We start from the raw sequence: 20341 nt of genomic DNA, 5'->3' as shown, positions 1-20341 counted from the left end.
ACGCTTTCGCATCTCAGCGTCAGTATCTGTCCAGAAGGCCGCCTTCGCCACCGGTATTCCTCCACATCTCTACGCATTTCACCGCTACACGTGGAATTCTACCTTCCTCTACAATACTCTAGTTAACCAGTTTTAAGTGCAATTCCTAGGTTGAGCCCAGGGCTTTCACACCTAACTTAATTATCCGCCTACATGCCCTTTACGCCCAGTCATTCCGATTAACGCTCGCACCCTCCGTATTACCGCGGCTGCTGGCACGGAGTTAGCCGGTGCTTCTTCTGTAATTAACGTCAATTGATGCACCTATTAGATACACCACCTTCCTCATTACCGAAAGTACTTTACAACCCGAAGGCCTTCTTCATACACGCGGCATGGCTGCATCAGGGTTTCCCCCATTGTGCAATATTCCCCACTGCTGCCTCCCGTAGGAGTCTGGACCGTGTCTCAGTTCCAGTGTGGCTGGTCATCCTCTCAGACCAGCTAGAGATCGTCGCCTTGGTAAGCCTTTACCTCACCAACTAGCTAATCCCATATGGGTTCATCAAATGGCGCATGGCCCTAAGGTCCCATGCTTTGGTCTCTCAACTTTATGCGGTATTAGCAGTCGTTTCCAACTGTTGTCCCCCTCCATTCGGCAGATCCCCATACTTTACTCACCCGTCCGCCACTCGTCATCAAGTGCAAGCACTCATGTTACCGTTCGACTTGCATGTGTTAAGCCTGCCGCCAGCGTTCAATCTGAGCCATGATCAAACTCTTCAATTTAAAGTTTGATGCTCAATAACTGTCTCTGACATAATTCAAATGAATCTTCAGTGTCACTTATCAAGACTTAATTTTTTGAGTCCGTAGACTTTTAATTTTTTGTCTCGCAAGTGCCCACACAGATTGTCTGTTTCTTCTTTTTAAAGAGCTGACAGCTTTAAGTTAACTTCACAATTTCTTACTTCAGTTTGCTGTCTCAAGGGCTGCGTATACTACGCTACACCTTTTTATTCGTCAAGATCTTTTTTTAAAAAATTTGATCTTGTTCACCAACTTCATTATCGTCTGCTTTCGCTGACGCCGTGTCAGTGGATGCGCATTATAGGCACTTCTTTTTTTTTGGCAAGTGAAAAACAGCAATTTATTAATCGTTCGAATAAGCTTTAATCATCCAATACACTAATTCTCTGATATTTATCAAGATTATATTTAGATAATTTTTCCATCAATTTTTCAACTTGTTGGTTACATAATGTGCTTAAGACAATATTGTCTGTTGAAGGTTGTGTTGTAACACTCTTTAGATCAAATCGCTCATTAAGTAATGAATAAACTCGTGAAGCGATCGCATTTCCCGAATCAATAAAAGTCGTATTAGGGAAAAGTAGTTTAAGTTCATCTTTAATAAATGGATAATGAGTACAACCAAGCACAATTGTATCAGGAATGACTGGTAGATTGAGCCATGGCTGCATTAGCATCTCAAGTTGCTGCATATCAACAGCAATGCCTTGTAATTTATTCTCAGCTATATAAGCTAATTCAGATAAACCAAGTAATTTAACATTACAATCAGGAGCAAACTCTTTAATTAAATTACTTGTATATGCTCTTTGAATTGTAGCTTTCGTCGCTAATAACCCAATACATTTATTTGTAGTAATTATGCTTGCAGGTTTAATTGCAGGTACAACACCAACAATAGGAAAAGAAAACTTTGAGCGTAAACTAGGTAAACAAATAGTACTTGCGGTATTACATGCAATGACGGCTAAATTAATTGAATATGATTCTATAATTGTATCTATTATATGACTTACTCGTTTAATTAAAAATTCAGAGGATTTGTCACCATAAGGAAACATCTCATTATCAAAGGCATAGATATACCGTAAATAGGGTATTTTATTGTAAATTTCATTATAAATAGATAACCCACCGATACCCGAATCAAAAACTAATACTGTTGGAGTTTTTTTTACAATATTCATATGCAGTTAACGAAGGTTAAAAAATTAATCGAGCCATATCCTAAATTGATTAAAATTTTATGCAAGCAATTTTGTTTAAGGTAGTACTGGCTTTTTACAGAATAAATCATTAAAATAGACGTCTAGATGGTAAAACTGCCAAACATAAGTATTTCATACGATTATATTTAGAGCATTGCTCTAAATAAGTTAAAGAAGGTAACACATGTCAGAATTTTTATTTACTTCAGAATCTGTATCAGAAGGTCATCCTGATAAAATAGCCGATCAAATATCTGATGCAGTTTTAGATGCTATCTTAGAGCAAGATCCTAAAGCTCGAGTGGCTTGTGAAACTTACGTAAAGACTGGTATGGCATTAGTTGGCGGAGAAATTACAACTTCTGCTTGGGTAGATATTGAAGAATTAACTAGAAAAACGATTAATGATATTGGTTATACCAGCTCAGAAATGGGGTTTGATGCTAATTCTTGTGCTGTTCTAAATGCTATTGGTAAACAATCACCAGATATTAATCAAGGTGTTGATAGGCAGAATCCATTGGAACAAGGTGCTGGTGACCAAGGTATCATGTTTGGTTATGCTACAAACGAAATGCCTAATTTAATGCCTGCAGCAATTAGTTATGCCCATGACCTTATGCAACGCCAAGCTGAAGTGAGAAAAAATGGCACCCTCCCTTGGTTAAGACCTGATGCAAAAAGCCAAGTTACTTTAATTTATCAAAACGGAAAAATCCAAGGTGTTGATACTGTGGTTTTATCAACCCAGCATTCAGAAGGTATTGAACAAAAAGCTCTACATGAAGCCGTCATGGAAGAAATCATTAAACCTACGTTACCAACGGAATGGCTAACTTCAAGAACGAAATATTTTATCAATCCTACAGGACGTTTTGTAATTGGTGGGCCTATGGGAGATTGTGGTTTAACCGGCCGAAAAATTATTGTTGATACCTATGGCGGTGCAGCACGTCATGGTGGTGGTGCGTTTTCTGGAAAAGATCCTTCAAAAGTAGACCGTTCCGCTGCCTACGCAGCAAGATATGTTGCTAAAAATATTGTTGCAGCGGGACTTGCTGATAAATGCGAGCTACAAGTTTCTTATGCAATTGGTGTTGCTAACCCAACATCGATTTATGTCAATACTTTCGGTACTGAAAAAATTGAGCATAATAAAATCATATCGTTAATTAAAGAATTTTTTGATTTAAGACCTTACGGATTAATTCAAATGCTAGATCTCATCCAACCAATCTATCAAAAAACTGCAACTTACGGCCATTTTGGTCGAGATATATTCCCTTGGGAAAAAACAGATAAAGCAGCCATTCTTAGAGATGCAGCAGGATTATAAACGAATTCCAATTTATCTCCATAATCAAGTATTGGCTTGTTTAAGAACTCACTTAACTCAAGCCAATAATATATTAAATACTAATTATAAAGAACCCAAAGTCAGTTATAAACCTAAAGGTAGTGTTGCTGGATGCGCTTTTTTAACTCGCTGGGAAATTCAACTCAATAGCATAATGCTTAATGAGAATGGAGAAAAATTTATTAATGAAGTTGTTCCTCATGAATTAGCACATCTCATTACCTTTCAAAAATTTGGAAAAGTAAAACCACATGGAAAAGAATGGCAATATATCATGTCTGAAATAATGGAAAAGGAACCTAAAGTTACTCATAATTTTAATATTAAACGTAACGAATATGTCTATATTTGTAATTGCCAAGAACATTATTTATCACCAATACGACATAACAAAATTCGAAAGAATAAAACTAGTTATCAATGCCGTAAATGCGGTACTATACTAAAACTAAAAATATCTATTTAATTTTGAAGTAAAACATGCCTAATTTTGATACACATTTTTACAAAAGTTCCACGATTATTGTGATTTTAAGCTTTTGTTTATATATAGCAGGTAACTTTTTCATTCCATTGTATGGAAAATTGACAGTTAGCTTGGTCGAACATTTACAGTCTCTTTTCTTATTATTTATGTGCTGTTACACATATTTATATGCTAAAAAGGTCAAGAATCATGTAAATCTTTACAAATTTTGGGTTTGGACAATTTTCTGGTGGTTTATGCTTTTTGGCAGAGGAATCAGCTGGGGGCGTGACTTTTTCCCTGAGGTACCCCGTTTCTACTATAAAATAATTGCTGGTATCTTAATTGGAATACCTTTTTTAACAATATTTTTACCGACAATCCGTCAAGAGATAGTTCGCCGTTATAAATTTGAAAAAATTCCTGTCTGGCACATCTTTTTTGCTTTCCTATTTCTAGGAATTGCTGATATTGCTGAACATCATCGTATTGGTCATCAATTTTTAGTCCTAAGCAACGAAAGAAAAGATCTTATTGAAGAGTTAATGGAAATACCTTGTCTTTTAAGTCTTGCATTAATAACTATTTATATGCAAAAAAATGAACAAGAGAGGTTAAACAAGCCATGTTAAGCTATCGTCATAGCTATCACGCGGGAAATCATGCAGATGTGTTAAAACACATTGTATTGACGTTATGTATTAATGCATTGAAAGAAAAAGAAAAGCCTTTTTTATATTTAGATACACATTCTGGCGCTGGTCGCTATTTACTACAAAGTGAACATGCTGAAAAGACTGGAGAGTTTTTATCAGGAATCAATTTAATTTGGCAACAATCTGATACGCCAGAACTACTTAACACCTATTTATCTGTTCTGAAGCGTTATAATCCTTTCGATAATTTAAAATATTATCTAGGCTCACCTTTAATTGCTAAGCAATTACTAAGAGAGCAAGACAAACTTAATCTTACTGAACTTCACTCAACTGACTATTCCTTATTAAGACAAGAATTTAGTAAAGATAAGCGAGCTAAAGTATTTAAAGAAGATGGATTTGCACAACTCAAATCAAAATTACCCCCTGAATCACGACGTGGTATTATTTTGATAGATCCATCATATGAGATAAAAGATGATTATCAAAAAATCCCAAAAGCATTAATTGAAGCATATAAACGTTTTGCAACCGGGGTTTATTTAATTTGGTATCCAGTTGTCTCTAGAACTCAAACACAAAAGATGATTGAGCAAATTATTAATTCAGGTATTAAAAGAATTTCACAATTCGAATTGGCAGTAAAACCCGATAATAATCAGAAGGGAATGACAGCTTCAGGTATGATTGTGATTAATCCACCTTGGAAGTTAAATGAGCAAATGCAAACAATTATGCCTTGGTTAAAAAACATTCTTGATACAGAGAAAACAGGAAATTATCTTATCAAAGAACTTGTTAGTGAATAATTTAAGCTATTTTTAAGTTAAAAATGCGAGATTTTCTCGCATTTTTTATTAAAACTTCAAAAATCTCTATTAAGGGAAGAAATGGCAAGCAAAGAGATAAATCCATAATATTAAAGTCAAAAGTAATGAAAGAAAAACAGCCGCGGAGCCATAATCCTTTGCTCGACCAGATAATTCATGTCGCTCACTTCCAATTCTATCAACCACACATTCAATGGCACTATTAATGAGTTCAACTATCATCACAAAGCCTATTGAACCAACTAATAAAATTCGCTCATAAATAGAAAAATCAATAAGCATTACAATAACATAAGCAAGAATTAACAAAATTAATTCTTGTCGGAACGCTGCTTCATTTATGATAGCTGATTTAAATCCCTTTAATGAGTACTTCGTCGCATTGATAATACGTTGTAGTCCTGTTGCTTTTTTCACAATAACTTCCCAAATTTAAAATTATCTTACATAGCCATAATTCATCAGACGCTGGAACCTTCTTTCAAGAAGCACAGGCAACTCCAAACTACCTAATTCATCAAGATCAGATAATAATTGCTTTTTAAGTGAGGCTGCAACAGCACTATAATCTCGATGAGCGCCACCTAAAGGTTCAGGGATAACTGCATCAATAAGTTTTAGTTTTATCAATTTATCTGCAGTCATATTCATTGCTTCAGCCGCCACTGGTGCTTTATCTGCGCTCTTCCAAAGAATAGACGCACAACCTTCAGGAGAAATAACAGAATAAGTGCTATATTGGAGCATATTAACTTTATCGGCCACACCTATTGCAAGTGCTCCACCAGAACCACCTTCACCAATAACAGTACAAATTGTTGGTACATTTAAACGAGACATTTCACGTAAATTACGAGCAATCGCCTCAGCTTGCCCCCTTTCCTCTGCGCCAATACCAGGATAAGCACCTGGTGTATCAATAAAGGTAATGATAGGTAATTTAAATCGCTCAGCCATTTGCATTAATCTCAATGCTTTACGATAACCTTCAGGAGCAGGCATACCAAAATTACGATAAATTTTTTGTTTAGTTTCACGACCTTTTTGGTGACCAATAACCATAACAGGTCGGTCATCAATACGAGCTATTCCACCAACAATTGCTTTGTCATCTGCGTAAGCTCTATCACCGGCCAGCTCATCAAAGTCGGTAAAAATTTCATTAATATAGTCCAATGTATAAGGGCGATTAGGATGTCGGGCTAATTGAGCTACATCCCAAGGTGATAAATTTGAAAATATCTTCTTAGTCAACTCACGACTTTTTTGATTCAACTGTTTAATTTCTTTATCTAAATTGATATCCAATTCAACTTGTTGCGAATCAATATTCTTTAAGGAATTAATTTTTGCTTCTAATTCCGCTATCGGCTTTTCAAATTCCAAAAAATTATTCATAACGCTTATGATTGCCTCTTGTATTAATTGTATTTAGTTAAAATACATTACTAAATTTAGTATACTGACTATTTATTAAAATAAAATTAAGTCAATTTTACTATGTAATAATCATTGAAGTCACCAATATTTATTATTAATGAACATCAACATTCCAAATGGCACAGCTAGCTTTTAATAGGTTAACTGCAACCATTAAATAAAAAAATCTGTTTTTTAATTAATCAAATTCAAAGTCCACTCGCTCATTTCCTAATAAAGTTTTCAACTCTATTATTAGCGCATCTTCAGGCACAATCCGCCAAGTTGTACCAAATTGAAGACGTACCACAGAATCTTCTCTATGATAATAGAGATTAATCGGGACACTACCATGTCGATAAGGTTCTATAATTTGTTGTAATCGCTGTAAAATTCGACGGTTAACTTCAGCGTCAGATAAGGTTAAAGATAATCCTTTAACATACTTAGCCCTAGCATCTTTTAAGTCGACAATATCGCGAACCGACATCTTAAATCCGCCATTAAAATCATCATGACTAACTTGACCTGAAACGATTAAAATTTTATCTTTCACTAACAAATGACCAAACTTTTCCAATGCGTCAGAAAAAAGCAAGCCATCAATTCGTCCAGATCTATCGTCTAAAGTGAATAATCCAATCTTATTACCTTTTTTAGTTATTCGAACTCTGGCATCAACAACAATACCGGCAAATGTTGCCATTTTCCCCCATCCAGTTGGAGCCGCTTCACTTATTCTAACTCCACCAGAATATCGATTAAGTTCTTTTAAATATTGCGTAACTGGATGGCCGGTTAAATATAAACCTAAGGCTTCTCGTTCACCTTCAAGTAATACTTGTTCGGGTAATTCAGGAACAGCAGCATAAGCATTTTCAACTTGTTCTGGCTCCTCAGCTAATACACCAAACATATCTTCTTGCCCAATGGTTTGAGCTCTAGCATACTGATCTGCTGCTTGCATGGCGTCATTGATACTATGCAAAATAGCCGCTCTATGAGGACCTAATTTATCAAAAGCTCCAGCCATAGTTAATTTCTCTAACACGCGCCGATTGATTTTCTTCATATCTGTTCGAGCACAAAGCTCAAAGATATTTTTAAAATAACCACCACTATTACGTGCTTCGACAATAGCCTCAATTGGGCCCTCACCAACGCCTTTTATTGCACCAATACCATATACAATTTCGCCTTTATCATTCACATGGAAATGATAAAGACCACTGTTAATATCAGGAGGATTTACTTGCAGCCCCATTCTTAAACACTCATCAACAAGACCCACAATTTTATCTGTATTATCCATATCAGCAGTCATTACGGCTGCCATAAATTCGGCGGGGTAATGCGTTTTCAACCATAATGTTTGATATGAAACAAGTGCATAAGCAGCTGAGTGAGATTTATTAAAACCATATCCAGCAAACTTCTCAACCAAATCAAAGATATGCATGGAAAGTTCACCATCAACACCTTGTTTCTCAGCGCCTTCTTTGAAGACCGAACGCTGTTTGGCCATCTCTTCTGGTTTTTTCTTACCCATTGCTCTTCGAAGCAAATCGGCGCCACCAAGTGTATAACCCGATAGCGTCTGAGCAATCTGCATAACTTGTTCTTGATATAGGATGATACCATAGGTCGGTTCTAAAATTGGTTTAAGTGATTCATGCTGATGATTTATATCAGGATATGATACCTCCTCCCGACCATGTTTACGGTCAATAAAATTATCTACCATGCCTGATTGCAACGGACCCGGTCGAAATAGCGCAACTAAAGCGATCATATCTTCAAAACAGTCAGGTTTTAAACGTCTGATCAAGTCTTTCATTCCGCGCGATTCCAGTTGGAATACAGCTGTTGTCTCAGCTTTTAATAATAATTGGAATGATTCATCATCATCAAGTGGTATGCGAGTAATATCAACTGGTGGTTTTCCATCTTTTAATCGGCGCTCATTAATCATTTTAATAGCCCAATCAATAATGGTTAAGGTCCGTAACCCTAAAAAGTCAAATTTAACAAGCCCTGCGTATTCAACGTCATTTTTATCAAACTGTGTTACTGGGTGATGACCTTCGGGATCGCAATAAATAGGAGAAAAATCGGTAATCTTAGTCGGAGATATTACTACACCACCGGCATGTTTACCTGCATTTCGAGTTACCCCTTCTAATTGTCTGGCGATATCAATGAGAGACTTAACTTCTTCGTTGTTATCATAAAGCTCTTGAAGTTGAGGCTCAACTTCAAATGCTTTAGCTAATGTCATACCCGGATCAAGTGGAATTAATTTTGAAATACGATCAACAAATCCATAAGGATGACCAAGAACTCGTCCTACATCGCGAATAACTGCTTTAGCAGCCATTGTACCAAATGTAATAATTTGAGATACTGCATCGCGACCATACATATCAGCAACGTGATCAATAACCATATCACGCTTTTCCATACAAAAATCAACATCGAAATCCGGCATTGAAACCCGTTCTGGGTTTAGAAAACGTTCAAAAAGTAGGTCAAATGCTAATGGATCTAAATCAGTTATCTTTAGAGCATAAGCAACTAAAGAACCGGCTCCTGAACCACGTCCTGGGCCAACAGGAATATCATTATCTTTTGACCATTGAATAAACTCCATGACGATCAAAAAGTACCCAGGAAAGCCCATTTGGTTTATTACGTTTAATTCAGTTTCTAACCGCTCATCATACTCAGGACGTCGCTGTTTTCGAACTTCTGGATCAGGAAAAAGAAACTCAAGCCGCTCTTCTAAACCTTCACGTGATTTATGCACCAAAAAATCTTCGGTTGACATATCACCCGTAGGAAACTGTGGTAAAAAATATTCGCCGAGTCGAATAGTCACATTACATCGTTTAGCTATTTCAACACTATTTTCCAATGCCTCTGGAATATCGGAAAACAATTTGCACATTTCTTGTTCCGATCGTAAGTATTGCTCGGATGAATAGTTTTTCGGCCTACTTGGATCTTCAAGTGTATTACCATCGTGGATAGCTACTCGAATTTCATGCGCTTCAAAATCAGAAGATGATAAGAAGCGCACATCATTAGTCGCCACAACCGGTAAGGAATATTGTTCAGCGAGTTTAATTGCGCTATGAATAAATAACTCTTCATTGGCGCGATTTGTACGGACTAATTCAAAATAGAAATGTTGATTAAAATTTTCTAAATAGTAAGTGATCGCCTCATCAATAATCGCTTGATTATCGCGAATAACACCAATACCAATATCACTTTCACGACCAGCTAATATGATTAAACCTTCTCGATGGATAGTTAGCCATTCTTGATCAACAACAGGCATATCACCAATATAGCCTCGTTGATAAGCTTTTGAAATTAATAAGGTAAGATTTTGATAGCCTGTATTATTAGCGGCTAATATTGTTAATCGATAAATATCATCACTTAGTTGTGAACTTTTAATTGCTAAGTCAGCACCAATAATGGGTTTAATGCCTTTTCCCATGGCTGATCCATAGAACTTAACTAGTCCACAGAGATTGGTAAAATCAGTAATTGCAAAAGCAGGCATTTGCAATTTACTTACTTCATTGACTAAAGCACCTACTTTAGCGATACCATCAACCATTGAAAAATCGCTATGCAAATGAAGATGAATAAACTTAGGTTCGGTCATATTTACCAAAAGTAATTACACAAAAAATTAGCCACAATTATAGCACAAACCCGACGAATATTCTTATTGCTTTATTTATCAAAAAATCGACTAATAAAACAATAAATAAAACTTCCGTTATAAAGAACGGAAGTTAATCAAATTAGTCTTAAAAATTATAAAAAGTTATTTGCGCCGTAAACCTTCAGCATTAGCTGCTTTTATCGCAGCAAATACTGTTTCTGGAGAAATTTCTGCAGGAGAATTATGAATTGATTCACCTTCAGCACAAGCTAAAATTGCCACTTGCATCAAATCATCATCGCTAACATTAGCTAATCCAATTTCTGCTAGCGTAGTTGGCAATCCAACTGACTCACAAAAATGATAAACAGTCTCGATCATTTCAGGATCGCTATCGATTAGCATTAACATAGCAAGCGTACCAAATGCTACTTTTTCACCATGCCAATAATTATGCGTTGCTTCTAATGCTGTAAATCCATTATGAATGGCATGGGCAGCTGAAAGCCCACCACTTTCAAATCCCAATCCTGAAAGAAGTGTATTAGCTTCAATTACATGTTCTAGGGCAGGAGTTACGACTTTTTGTTCACAAGAATTTTTAGCCTGAACACCATAGTTAAGTAATATTTCAAAACAAAATTTTGCTAACGCAAATGCAGTCATTGGACCTGGTCGTCCACTCATATTCCCAGCTTTTGATTGTCTACAATCTTCGGCCTCAAACCAAGTTGCTAAAGCATCTCCCATACCGGCAACTAAAAATCTTACAGGCGCATTAGCGATAACTTTTGAATCAACTAATACTACATCAGGATTTCTGGGTAACACAAAATATCTTTTAAATTCACCAGTTGGTGTATAAATTACTGATAAAGCGCTACAAGGCGCATCTGTAGAGGCAAGCGTAGGGACCACAACACAAGGGTAGTTAATCGTTGCTGCAACCGCTTTCGCTGTATCAATAACCTTCCCTCCACCTATACCCACAATCACATCAATATTTTGAGATTTAGCTAACTCAATTATCCTTGCAATCTCTTCATCGCTACATTCTCGATTAAAAATATCGACGATACTTTCAATATTACCTGATAGTGATTTTTCGATAGTTTTAGATAAATTTTTATGTGCAGATGGACTTTCAAGTAATAATGCTTTTTTTCCAAGCCTTGCTAACTCTTGGCCTAGGCTATTTTCAATTGCATTAAAACCTTGAATGTAACGATTTGGAAAAAGTGCAGTAGTAATCATAATAACAGCTCCTAAAAAATAAAAAATCCTGCATAGATAAATCTTATTATTTTAAGAAATATTTCTATCTATATTTTTAGATTAAAACATACGCTTTTATTATTAATATACTACTAAATATTTTAAAAAATGAGGTGTATGCCACATTTTTTATTGTGAAATGTATTATTGAAAATGAAAAAAGGAAATAGTCGCTTCCCATCACCAAATCGTGATGGGAAAAATGGAGATTAAATCTTCTTGAATAAGACTGAACCGTTAGTACCACCAAAGCCAAATGAATTACAAAGAGCATATTCTAAGTTTTTCACTTGACGAGCTGTGTGTGGAACATAATCAAGATCACATCCCTCATCAGGATTATCTAAATTAATTGTTGGAGGAACAGCCTGATCGCGTAATGCAAGTACAGTAAAAATAGACTCAACCGCACCAGCTGCACCTAATAAGTGCCCAATCATTGATTTAGTTGAACTTACCATTACTTTGTTGGCATTTTCTTTAAAAATGCTTTTAACTGCTTGAGTCTCAGCTTTGTCGCCAGCAGGAGTTGATGTACCATGCGCATTAATATAACCAATATGTTCAGGTGTTATTCCTGCATCACGAATCGCGCATTTCATAGCTAATGCCGCTCCGCTACCATCTGCTGGAGGTGAAGTCATATGATAAGCATCACCACTCATACCAAAGCCAACTACTTCAGCATAAATCTTAGCACCACGCTTTTTAGCATGTTCATATTCTTCTAGGAACATGATACCTGCACCGTCACCAAGCACAAAACCATCACGATCTTTATCCCATGGTCGACTTGCAGCTTTTGGGTTGTCATTATTCGTTGACAATGCACGCGCAGCCCCAAAACCACCTATACCAAGAGGAGTACTCGCTTTTTCACCACCACCAGCTAACATCGCATCGGCATCACCATATGCAATCATACGCGCTGCATGACCAATATTATGTACGCCAGAAGAACAAGCGGTAGCAATAGTAATACTTGGACCTTTTAATCCGTAAATAATTGATAAGTGACCAGCGATCATATTTACTATAGTCGATGGTACAAAGAAAGGACTAATTTTACGTGGTCCACCATTAACTAATGCACTATGATTTTCTTCAATTAATCCTAGTCCACCAATACCTGAACCGATAGCACAACCGATTCGCTCTGCATTTTCTTCCGTAATTTCAATACCCGCATCTTGCATTGCTTGCATACCTGCTGCAATACCGTATTGGATAAAATAATCCATTTTACGAGCATCTTTACGTGAAATATTATAATCTTCGCCATCAAAGTTTTTAACCATCGCTGCGAAGCGCGTTGCAAAAGGGGCTGTATCAAAGTGTTCTATAAGTTCTACACCACTTTGACCTGCTAATAAAGCTTGCCAAGTAGAATCAACTGTATTACCTACTGGAGATATCATGCCCATTCCAGTAACAACAACTCTGCGTTTAGACACATTGTCCTCCAGAAAAGGATTGAAATGAAATTTGAATCATTGAAAATTTTTTATGAGTTTTCAAAATTAAATTGGAATCCACTCTATAAAAATAGAGATACAAATACAAACTAGGCGATCATTTGACCGCCTATTATGAAAACTCTGCTAACCTTATTGATTTGCAGTAATATAATCAATTGCTGATTGTACAGTTGTAATTTTTTCAGCTTCTTCATCAGGAATTTCAGTATCAAATTCTTCTTCTAAAGCCATAACTAATTCAACTGTATCAAGAGAGTCAGCGCCAAGATCTTCAACGAAAGAAGATTCATTTCTAACTTCATCCTCTTTAACACCAAGTTGCTCAACAATAATTTTCTTAACTCGCTCTTCAATAGTGCTCATACTCTTTTTTTTCCTATAAATATCGCCGAAAGTGGCGGTGAATGTAAGTTTATAAAATGTTGAAAAAGATGCCAATCATTTTTCAACCCAATTGCTTATTTTTTGTTCAAAATATGAAATTATTGACTCATTTTACACTATTCTGATCAATTACACCATATACATGCCGCCATTGACATGTAAAGTTTCACCCGTAATATAAGATGCCTCATCAGAAGCCAAGAACGCTACTGCATTAGCAATTTCAGCTGGTTCACCTAAACGCCCTGCTGGCACTTGCGCTAATGTTAACGCCTTTTGTTCATCAGTCAATGCTTCTGTCATATCTGTTGCAATGAACCCTGGTGCTACCACATTAACCGTAATACCTCGAGATGCAACTTCACGAGCTAATGATTTACTAAATCCAATCAATCCAGCTTTTGCCGCCGCATAGTTAGCTTGGCCTGCATTACCCATAGTACCAACAACAGATCCTATAGTAATAATTCTACCATAACGTTTTTTCATCATAGTACGCATTAATGCTTTTGATAAGCGGAATACAGACGTTAAATTAGTATCTAAAATATCTTGCCACTCATCTTCTTTCATTCTCATTAATAAATTATCACGAGTGATACCTGCATTATTAACGAGAATATCAATATCGCCAAATTCCGTTTTAATTGTATTAATAACTGATTCAATAGATCCTTCATCGGTCACATTTAGTGCTAAACCTTTTCCTTTAGTGCCTAAATATTCACTTATGGCTTGAGCACCTTTTTCGGTTGTTGCAGTTCCAATAACAGTTGCGCCACAAGCAACTAATTTTTCTGCAATTGCCTTCCCGATCCCACGGCTTGCGCCAGTAACTAAAGCAATCTTTCCTGATAGGTTCATAACTACCCCTTTTACCTTCTATTTAGTATTTTCTATCGCAACATCTAATGATGCTTTATCATTAACAGCATAAGCCGATAATGAATCAACGATTCGTTTAGTTAAACCAGTTAAAACTTTACCTGGTCCGATTTCAACTAACATTGTTACACCTTGTTTTGCCATATCCTCTACTGTTTCAGTCCAACGAACAGGGCTATATAGCTGAGCGATTAATGCTGTTTTGATTTTGTCTGCTGATGTTTCAACTTTAACATCAACATTATTAATTACTGCAAATTTAGGGGCATAGAATGTGATATTATTTAATGCTACCGCTAATTTATCAGCTGCAGGTTTCATTAAAGCACAATGTGATGGGACGCTAACTGCCAGTGGTAATGCTCGTTTAGCACCCGCCTCTTTACACAGAGCGCCAGCTCGTTCAACCGCTTCTTTATTACCCGCAATAACAACTTGACCAGGTGAATTAAAATTAACTGGCGCAACGACTTGGCCTTGAGCCGCTTCGTCACAAGCTTTACGGATCGAATCGTTATCTAAACCAATGATAGCAAACATTGCACCGGTACCACTTGGTACAGCTTCTTGCATTAGTTTTCCACGTAGCTCAACTAATTTAATTGCATCTTTAAAATCAATTACGCCAGCACATACCAATGCTGAGTATTCGCCTAAACTATGGCCTGCCATAAATTCTGGTTGAGCGCCATTAATACTTTGCCAAACACGGTAAATAGCAACAGATGAAGCAAGTAATGCTGGTTGAGTTTGCCAAGTTTTATTTAATTCCTCAGCAGGACCATCTTGCACTAAAGCCCATAAATCATAACCTAGCACTTGTGAAGCTTCATCAAAAGTTGACTTCACAATTGGATAGTTTTCAGCAAGATCTTTTAACATACCTACAGCTTGTGAGCCTTGTCCTGGAAATACCATTGCAAATTTGGTCATTTTGAAATCCTTGATTACTTAAAATAAGTTATAAATTAAAATTTAACGAGCGCAGAGCCCCAAACGAAACCACCGCCGAAAGCTTCTAACAATATTAACTGCCCTCGTTTAATACGGCCATCTCGCACACCTGCATCTAAAGCGCAAGGTACCGATGCAGCAGAAGTATTACCTTGTTTATCAAGCGTCACAATAACCTTACTCATATCCATATCAAGACGTTTAGCCGTAGCTGAAATAATTCGTAAATTAGCTTGATGAGGAACTAACCAATCTAAATCTGATTTATTAAATGCATTCTCAGATAATAGCTCATCGACTAAATTTGAAAGTTCTTTGACTGCAATTTTAAATACTTCATTGCCATGCATTGTCATATAAACTGGATCATTAAGTGAACGACGATCGACATATGGATATTTTAACAATTCACCATAACGACCATCAGCATGAAGATGAGAAGCAATAATTCCTGGTTCTTGTGAAGCACCCACTACAACAGCTCCTGCACCATCACCAAAAATAATAATTGTCCCGCGATCACTTGGATCAACACCACGAGTTAACATATCTGAGCCAACCACTAAGGCATATTTAATTGCACCACTCTTCACATATTTATCCGCAATATCAAGCGCATAAATAAATCCTGAACAAGCAGCTGATACATCAAATGCAATTACATCACCCAGATCCAATTTGGCCTGTAATTCAGTAGCTGAACTTGGAAAAGCATTAACCGATGTTGCTGTTGCAACAATAATCAAACCAATCTCTTGTTTATCGATTTTCGCCATTTCAATCGCATTAATCGCCGCTTCATAAGCCATACTAGTAACGGTTTCATCTGGTGCAGCAATGCGTCTTTCTTTAATACCAGTACGGGTAGTTATCCATTCATCACTAGTATCGACCATCTTTTCAAGATCGGCATTGGTTCTTATTTGTTTTGGAAGATAGCTTCCTGTTCCTAATATCTTTGTATACATCTAATTATTCGCTCTTAGGTAGTGCAGAAGATAGACTATTGGCAATCTTCTCAGGTATATTCGTTTCGATAGCTAAAATAGCTTGCTCAATTGCTGCAAAAAATGATTTTTGATTGGCACTACCGTGACTTTTAATCACAATACTTTGAAGTCCAAGTAAACAGGCACCATTATATCGTCCAGGATCTAAATAACCAAAATTTTTTACTATTTTTCGTTGAAGCCATTTACTCAAAAATTTCATAATTAATGAGTTTTGTCCTAATAGCATTTTAAATGATGACAAGAAAATTTTGATTAATCCTTCTACTGTTTTGAGCGTCACATTACCAACAAAACCATCACAAACAAGCACATCAGTTTTACCGGTCAACAGCTCATTGCCTTCTAAATAACCGATATAATTAATTTGATCATTGGCTTTCAAAATAGACGCCGCGGCACGAATTTTATCTAGCCCCTTAATATCTTCTTCACCAATATTAAGCAGAGCAACGCGCGGATTTTTAATATGAAGGACTGATTTTGCTAGTATTTCGCCCATTATGGCAAACTGCACTAGCATATCACTATCGCATTCTGCATTAGCACCTAAATCAAGCACAACAGTATTTTGGTTATTTAACGCAGGAATGGTGGCAACTAATGCCGGGCGATCGATACCAGTTAAAGAATGCAACAACAGCTTAGATAGCCCCATCAATGCACCAGTATTACCGGAACTGACGCAAGCCTGAGCCTTACTACTTTTCACTAACTCTAATGCAATCCTCATTGAGGAACCTTGGCTATGCCTAATTGCATATGATGGTTTCATATCGTTAGCGATGATCGCAGTAGATTCAGTTAACATCAAACGACCATTTTCTTGATATTGAGTAACCAGCTTTGCATTTTCTTTAGACAAAAAAAAGCCAACTTCCTTTAAATCACCGACAAGAAAGATAGAAAGGTTTGGATAATGGTGTAATGCTTGAATTGCAGCAGGAACAACAATACGAGGACCGAAGTCCCCGCTCATAGCATCTAACGCAATGGTTAGATTATCCAAAATGTCACCTGAAGATTTCTAGTTACTAAATAATTATTTAGAAATCACTTTACGACCGCGATAATAACCATCAGCGGTTACGTGATGACGTAAATGTGTTTTACCTGATTCATCAACTGAGATATTAGCAACAGTTAATGCATCATGAGAACGACGCATACCACGTTTTGCACGAGTTTTACGATTCTGTTGAACAGCCATGGATTTACCCCTTATTCTTTAAACTAACTAAAATTGCAAATGGATTTGGTTTTTCATTCTCCGCTGGAATTTCACCAAATACCATATCTGCCTCTGACACTTCGCAGTGTTTACTATCATGCACCGGCGCAATTGGTAATGAGAGAATAATTTCGTCCTCAATTAACGCTAATATATCTACTTCACCAAACTCGTTAACTAAAACGGGTTCATAATGTTCCGGTAATGCCTCTGCTTGAGCATCGCTCTTAACAGGGCTGAATTTATTCATCACATGGACTTCAGTGATAAAAGGTTTAAAACAACGCTGACAAATCAACTCAAGCGTCATTTTTGCATCAATGGTGATAACGCAAAGTCTTTGTTCATCATAATCAAAAGATAGATGACATTCGATATCACTTTTTGGACTTTCAATCCTCGTTGCACTTTTTGCTGGATAATATCCAACATAATCAAGTCTTTTTTGTGCTGCTTTGATTGGGTCAATTGTTAATGGTAATTTATTTTGCATAAGATATGCATGTCTACCTTAAAAATTATTAAGTGCAGCTAAAAACCACACAAAGCCATAAGGCGCGCATATTACCTTTAAATCACTGTTTCGTCAATGGGTAAGCACAAGATAATTTGTTTTCATTATTAATTATTCCTTTAATATTTATCATTTTTATTTCCTGACATTAGTATTAGAAAAAAAAGTTGAGGAGCGGGGTTTTTTAATATCCAAAATCGTTATTTATTTGATCATTGAAATTCTATTCACTTAATAGAAATCGCTTTCCCAATTTCAAATTTAAAGCAAATTAATTATGATAGCCGCCCAAAACTGTCTTTTACTATGGCTTGAAAATCATCGAAATTTCGACTATTTAGTAACCGCTTAGTTGATCTTTCTTTAACAAAATTAACCACTAAATTATAGATTCGCATCGCATCTTCATATTCATCTTTACTGATTGCTAATAAGAAAATAACATGCGCAATCTCATTTTTATTCCATTCAATACCTTGAGGAGCCAAAATAGTTGTTACCACTGTCTTTTTAGCCAACAACCCTACTGAATGGGGAATAGCAATATTTTCACCAATTAAGGTGGATACAATATTCTCTCGCTCCACCACCGATGGATGAAAATCTGGTCCAACATATCCTGATTTCTCAAGGCGCTGACAAATTATCTGAAACAGTTCATTTTGTGTCATTGGCTTATCAATAATTAGGAAAAACTTTTCATTAAAAAAGCGCTCAATAATATATGGCATTGTGCGATCTACCATAGACAATCGCCCTAATTGTTCAAGTTGATAAGGTGTTGGAAATGGCGCTATTTTTACTATTTGCTTATCTTTTTCGGTCAAGCGAACGGTAGAGACAACAAAATCTTCCTCAATATGAGTTAACTGCTCATATTCTCGATAAGAAAGCGTTCGTTTAATTAAAATATGAGGGAAATCTCGTTTAATCTTTGATTCAATCATACGCAAGGTGGCATTACCTAATTCACTAACGAGTAAAATTTGCACTAATCTTTCATATCCAGCACTATAGTTACGCTCTAATGCGACGCCTATATGAATTGCTAAATAACTAATTTCATCTTCAGTCATTTTAACATCAGTAAATTTATGAATATTCGCTAATGCTGATAAAGTAATATCATAGGCAAAAGGGTAATATTGCTTAATTTCATGTAGTAATGGATTGGAAGTATGAATTTTATACTTGATCCGAGATAGCATCGATGAAATATGGATTAACATATCTTGGCGAAGTTTCATATCATCTTTCAAATTATAGTGATAAGAATCATTGATATAAGACAAGATATGTTCAAATAACTCTAGGCTTTTAGCTTGATTAGGTGATTGCATAATAGTGCGCGACATAATCTGCACACATAAATAATTAAATTCAGCATCTGAAAGTGCACTGCCTAAAAAATAAGAAAATCCTTCAGAGACCTCTCGTGCAGCTCCAATTACTGTAGAATCAATATGATCCACTTGATAGTCCAATAATTCATGACCTTGCGTAATTCTAGTTATCGAGACTGCACAACAATAGAGCAAATACCCTTGCCCTTCCGAGGTTAATTTCAATTCAAAGCGTTCAAACTGGTCTTGTAATAGGCTTTCAAGATACTCTAAATCAATATCAGGCAATATTGCCTGTATTAAACGATTAACATTGATAGTATCGCCCGTTATATGGTGTTGCCATAAAATATCAGTTAAACAAGCTCGGATAGCTGATTCCTCTCCGACTAATCGCATACCAGAATAAGGACGATTATCGAGCGATAAATGGTATTTGTCTAAATACTGCTTAACTTCAATAACATCATTTTGCAATGTATTACGGCTTAAAAACCATTCACCAGCAATATCATCCAATTTTACAGATTTAGATTGTGTTAAAAATGCAATAAGTAAGGCGGAAACACGTTCTTTATTAGTGCGAGGAACCCGTTCCATTTGCTGAACGATGGGTATTGTTGCATAAAGGTTAGAATCAACTATTACAAGGCGATAACCAATATTTTTAATATAATCAACCTGCGCACCATAAGTTTGTAACACATCATTTAAAGCAGAAATATCCGAACGAATAGTTCTTATCGATACTGAAAAACGATTTGCTAGCTCTTTTTGAGGTAGCAATTCATTTTTTATCGTATCAAAAATATAAGCTAATCGTTGATAAGGGAATAGCAATTTAGATGCCATTA

At 36.2% G+C, this 20341-nt stretch carries 18 protein-coding genes and 1 rRNA gene; 4 read left to right on the top strand and 15 right to left on the bottom strand.

Annotation, left to right across the window (positions count from 1 at the left end; translation table 11 throughout):
* Both A9G08_RS00740 and murI read right to left on the bottom strand, forming a co-directional pair.
* A 16S ribosomal RNA gene (locus A9G08_RS00740) occupies positions 1-768 on the bottom strand; the annotation flags it as partial.
* Positions 769-1151: 383 nt separating this feature from the next.
* Entirely contained in the window at positions 1152-1979 is an 828-nt protein-coding gene (gene murI, locus A9G08_RS00735; RefSeq protein ID WP_065561848.1) for a glutamate racemase, read from the bottom strand.
* Between the two features lie 205 nt (positions 1980-2184).
* On the opposite strand from murI, the gene metK reads away from it, so the two are divergent.
* Genes metK through A9G08_RS00715 form a run of 4 tightly spaced genes read left to right on the top strand, consistent with a single transcriptional unit; the run spans position 2185 to position 5291 of the window.
* Positions 2185-3336 (top strand): methionine adenosyltransferase, encoded by a 1152-nt coding sequence (metK, locus tag A9G08_RS00730; protein WP_065561847.1) that lies wholly within the window; start codon positions 2185-2187, stop codon positions 3334-3336.
* Positions 3320-3823, top strand: coding sequence for a SprT family zinc-dependent metalloprotease (locus A9G08_RS00725; protein ID WP_065561846.1), 504 nt, complete (start codon positions 3320-3322; stop codon positions 3821-3823). Before metK ends, A9G08_RS00725 begins: the two co-directional genes overlap by 17 nt.
* 14 nt (positions 3824-3837) lie before the next feature.
* Entirely contained in the window at positions 3838-4455 is a 618-nt protein-coding gene (locus A9G08_RS00720) for a hypothetical protein (RefSeq protein WP_065561845.1), read from the top strand.
* Complete coding sequence (locus A9G08_RS00715) at positions 4449-5291, top strand: 23S rRNA (adenine(2030)-N(6))-methyltransferase RlmJ (RefSeq protein WP_065561844.1); 843 nt, start codon at positions 4449-4451, stop codon at positions 5289-5291. Before A9G08_RS00720 ends, A9G08_RS00715 begins: the two co-directional genes overlap by 7 nt.
* Positions 5292-5360: 69 nt before the next feature.
* Here A9G08_RS00715 and A9G08_RS00710 read toward each other — a convergent pair whose 3' ends face one another.
* The 13 genes from A9G08_RS00710 to A9G08_RS00650 all read right to left on the bottom strand — a co-directional run bounded on the left by A9G08_RS00710 (position 5361) and on the right by A9G08_RS00650 (position 20339).
* On the bottom strand, positions 5361-5732 hold the full coding sequence (locus tag A9G08_RS00710; protein ID WP_081299430.1) for a diacylglycerol kinase: 372 nt from the start codon (positions 5730-5732) through the stop codon (positions 5361-5363).
* A gap of 18 nt (positions 5733-5750) precedes the next feature.
* Positions 5751-6710, bottom strand: a complete 960-nt coding sequence (accA, locus tag A9G08_RS00705; RefSeq protein WP_065561842.1) for an acetyl-CoA carboxylase carboxyl transferase subunit alpha — start codon at positions 6708-6710, stop codon at positions 5751-5753.
* Positions 6711-6930: 220 nt separating this feature from the next.
* Positions 6931-10410: a DNA polymerase III subunit alpha gene (gene dnaE / locus A9G08_RS00700; protein ID WP_065561841.1), complete on the bottom strand. Its 3480-nt coding sequence runs from the start codon at positions 10408-10410 to the stop codon at positions 6931-6933.
* A 165-nt stretch (positions 10411-10575) separates the two neighbouring features.
* Entirely contained in the window at positions 10576-11667 is a 1092-nt protein-coding gene (locus tag A9G08_RS00695; RefSeq protein WP_065561840.1) for a glycerol dehydrogenase, read from the bottom strand.
* A 230-nt stretch (positions 11668-11897) separates the two neighbouring features.
* A complete protein-coding gene (fabF, locus tag A9G08_RS00690; RefSeq protein WP_065561839.1) occupies positions 11898-13142 on the bottom strand; it encodes a beta-ketoacyl-ACP synthase II in 1245 nt (414 codons plus the stop codon).
* A gap of 153 nt (positions 13143-13295) precedes the next feature.
* On the bottom strand, positions 13296-13529 hold the full coding sequence (gene acpP, locus A9G08_RS00685; protein ID WP_065561838.1) for an acyl carrier protein: 234 nt from the start codon (positions 13527-13529) through the stop codon (positions 13296-13298).
* 150 nt (positions 13530-13679) lie between these two features.
* Complete coding sequence (gene fabG, locus A9G08_RS00680) at positions 13680-14414, bottom strand: 3-oxoacyl-ACP reductase FabG (protein WP_065561837.1); 735 nt, start codon at positions 14412-14414, stop codon at positions 13680-13682.
* Positions 14415-14432: 18 nt separating this feature from the next.
* Positions 14433-15368 carry an ACP S-malonyltransferase gene (fabD, locus tag A9G08_RS00675; protein WP_065561836.1) on the bottom strand — a complete coding sequence of 312 codons (936 nt, stop codon included), beginning with the start codon at positions 15366-15368 and terminating at the stop codon, positions 14433-14435.
* 35 nt (positions 15369-15403) lie between these two features.
* Positions 15404-16357: a beta-ketoacyl-ACP synthase III gene (locus tag A9G08_RS00670; protein WP_065561835.1), complete on the bottom strand. Its 954-nt coding sequence runs from the start codon at positions 16355-16357 to the stop codon at positions 15404-15406.
* A gap of 4 nt (positions 16358-16361) precedes the next feature.
* On the bottom strand, positions 16362-17408 hold the full coding sequence (gene plsX / locus A9G08_RS00665) for a phosphate acyltransferase PlsX (protein WP_081299429.1): 1047 nt from the start codon (positions 17406-17408) through the stop codon (positions 16362-16364).
* Positions 17409-17441: 33 nt separating this feature from the next.
* Entirely contained in the window at positions 17442-17609 is a 168-nt protein-coding gene (gene rpmF, locus A9G08_RS00660; protein ID WP_025316508.1) for a 50S ribosomal protein L32, read from the bottom strand.
* Positions 17610-17613: 4 nt separating this feature from the next.
* A complete protein-coding gene (yceD, locus tag A9G08_RS00655) occupies positions 17614-18123 on the bottom strand; it encodes a 23S rRNA accumulation protein YceD (RefSeq protein ID WP_065561834.1) in 510 nt (169 codons plus the stop codon).
* Between the two features lie 296 nt (positions 18124-18419).
* Positions 18420-20339, bottom strand: coding sequence for a BglG family transcription antiterminator (locus A9G08_RS00650; RefSeq protein ID WP_065561833.1), 1920 nt, complete (start codon positions 20337-20339; stop codon positions 18420-18422).
* Positions 20340-20341: the final 2 nt, after the last annotated feature.

This window comes from Gilliamella sp. wkB195 (assembly GCF_001690445.1).
GTDB classification, from domain to species: domain Bacteria; phylum Pseudomonadota; class Gammaproteobacteria; order Enterobacterales; family Orbaceae; genus Gilliamella; species Gilliamella apicola_E.
This window is presented reverse-complemented; position numbering and strand designations above follow the sequence as displayed.

Coding starts and splice junctions, on each gene's coding strand:
- murI (WP_065561848.1), bottom strand. CDS start 1,979: ATGAATATTGTAAAAAAAACTCCAACAGTATTAGTTTTTGATTCGGGT.
- metK (WP_065561847.1), top strand. CDS start 2,185: ATGTCAGAATTTTTATTTACTTCAGAATCTGTATCAGAAGGTCATCCT.
- A9G08_RS00725 (WP_065561846.1), top strand. CDS start 3,320: ATGCAGCAGGATTATAAACGAATTCCAATTTATCTCCATAATCAAGTA.
- A9G08_RS00720 (WP_065561845.1), top strand. CDS start 3,838: ATGCCTAATTTTGATACACATTTTTACAAAAGTTCCACGATTATTGTG.
- A9G08_RS00715 (WP_065561844.1), top strand. CDS start 4,449: ATGTTAAGCTATCGTCATAGCTATCACGCGGGAAATCATGCAGATGTG.
- accA (WP_065561842.1), bottom strand. CDS start 6,710: ATGAATAATTTTTTGGAATTTGAAAAGCCGATAGCGGAATTAGAAGCA.
- dnaE (WP_065561841.1), bottom strand. CDS start 10,410: ATGACCGAACCTAAGTTTATTCATCTTCATTTGCATAGCGATTTTTCA.
- A9G08_RS00695 (WP_065561840.1), bottom strand. CDS start 11,667: ATGATTACTACTGCACTTTTTCCAAATCGTTACATTCAAGGTTTTAAT.
- acpP (WP_065561838.1), bottom strand. CDS start 13,529: ATGAGCACTATTGAAGAGCGAGTTAAGAAAATTATTGTTGAGCAACTT.
- fabG (WP_065561837.1), bottom strand. CDS start 14,414: ATGAACCTATCAGGAAAGATTGCTTTAGTTACTGGCGCAAGCCGTGGG.
- fabD (WP_065561836.1), bottom strand. CDS start 15,368: ATGACCAAATTTGCAATGGTATTTCCAGGACAAGGCTCACAAGCTGTA.
- A9G08_RS00670 (WP_065561835.1), bottom strand. CDS start 16,357: ATGTATACAAAGATATTAGGAACAGGAAGCTATCTTCCAAAACAAATA.
- rpmF (WP_025316508.1), bottom strand. CDS start 17,609: ATGGCTGTTCAACAGAATCGTAAAACTCGTGCAAAACGTGGTATGCGT.
- yceD (WP_065561834.1), bottom strand. CDS start 18,123: ATGCAAAATAAATTACCATTAACAATTGACCCAATCAAAGCAGCACAA.
- A9G08_RS00650 (WP_065561833.1), bottom strand. CDS start 20,339: ATGGCATCTAAATTGCTATTCCCTTATCAACGATTAGCTTATATTTTT.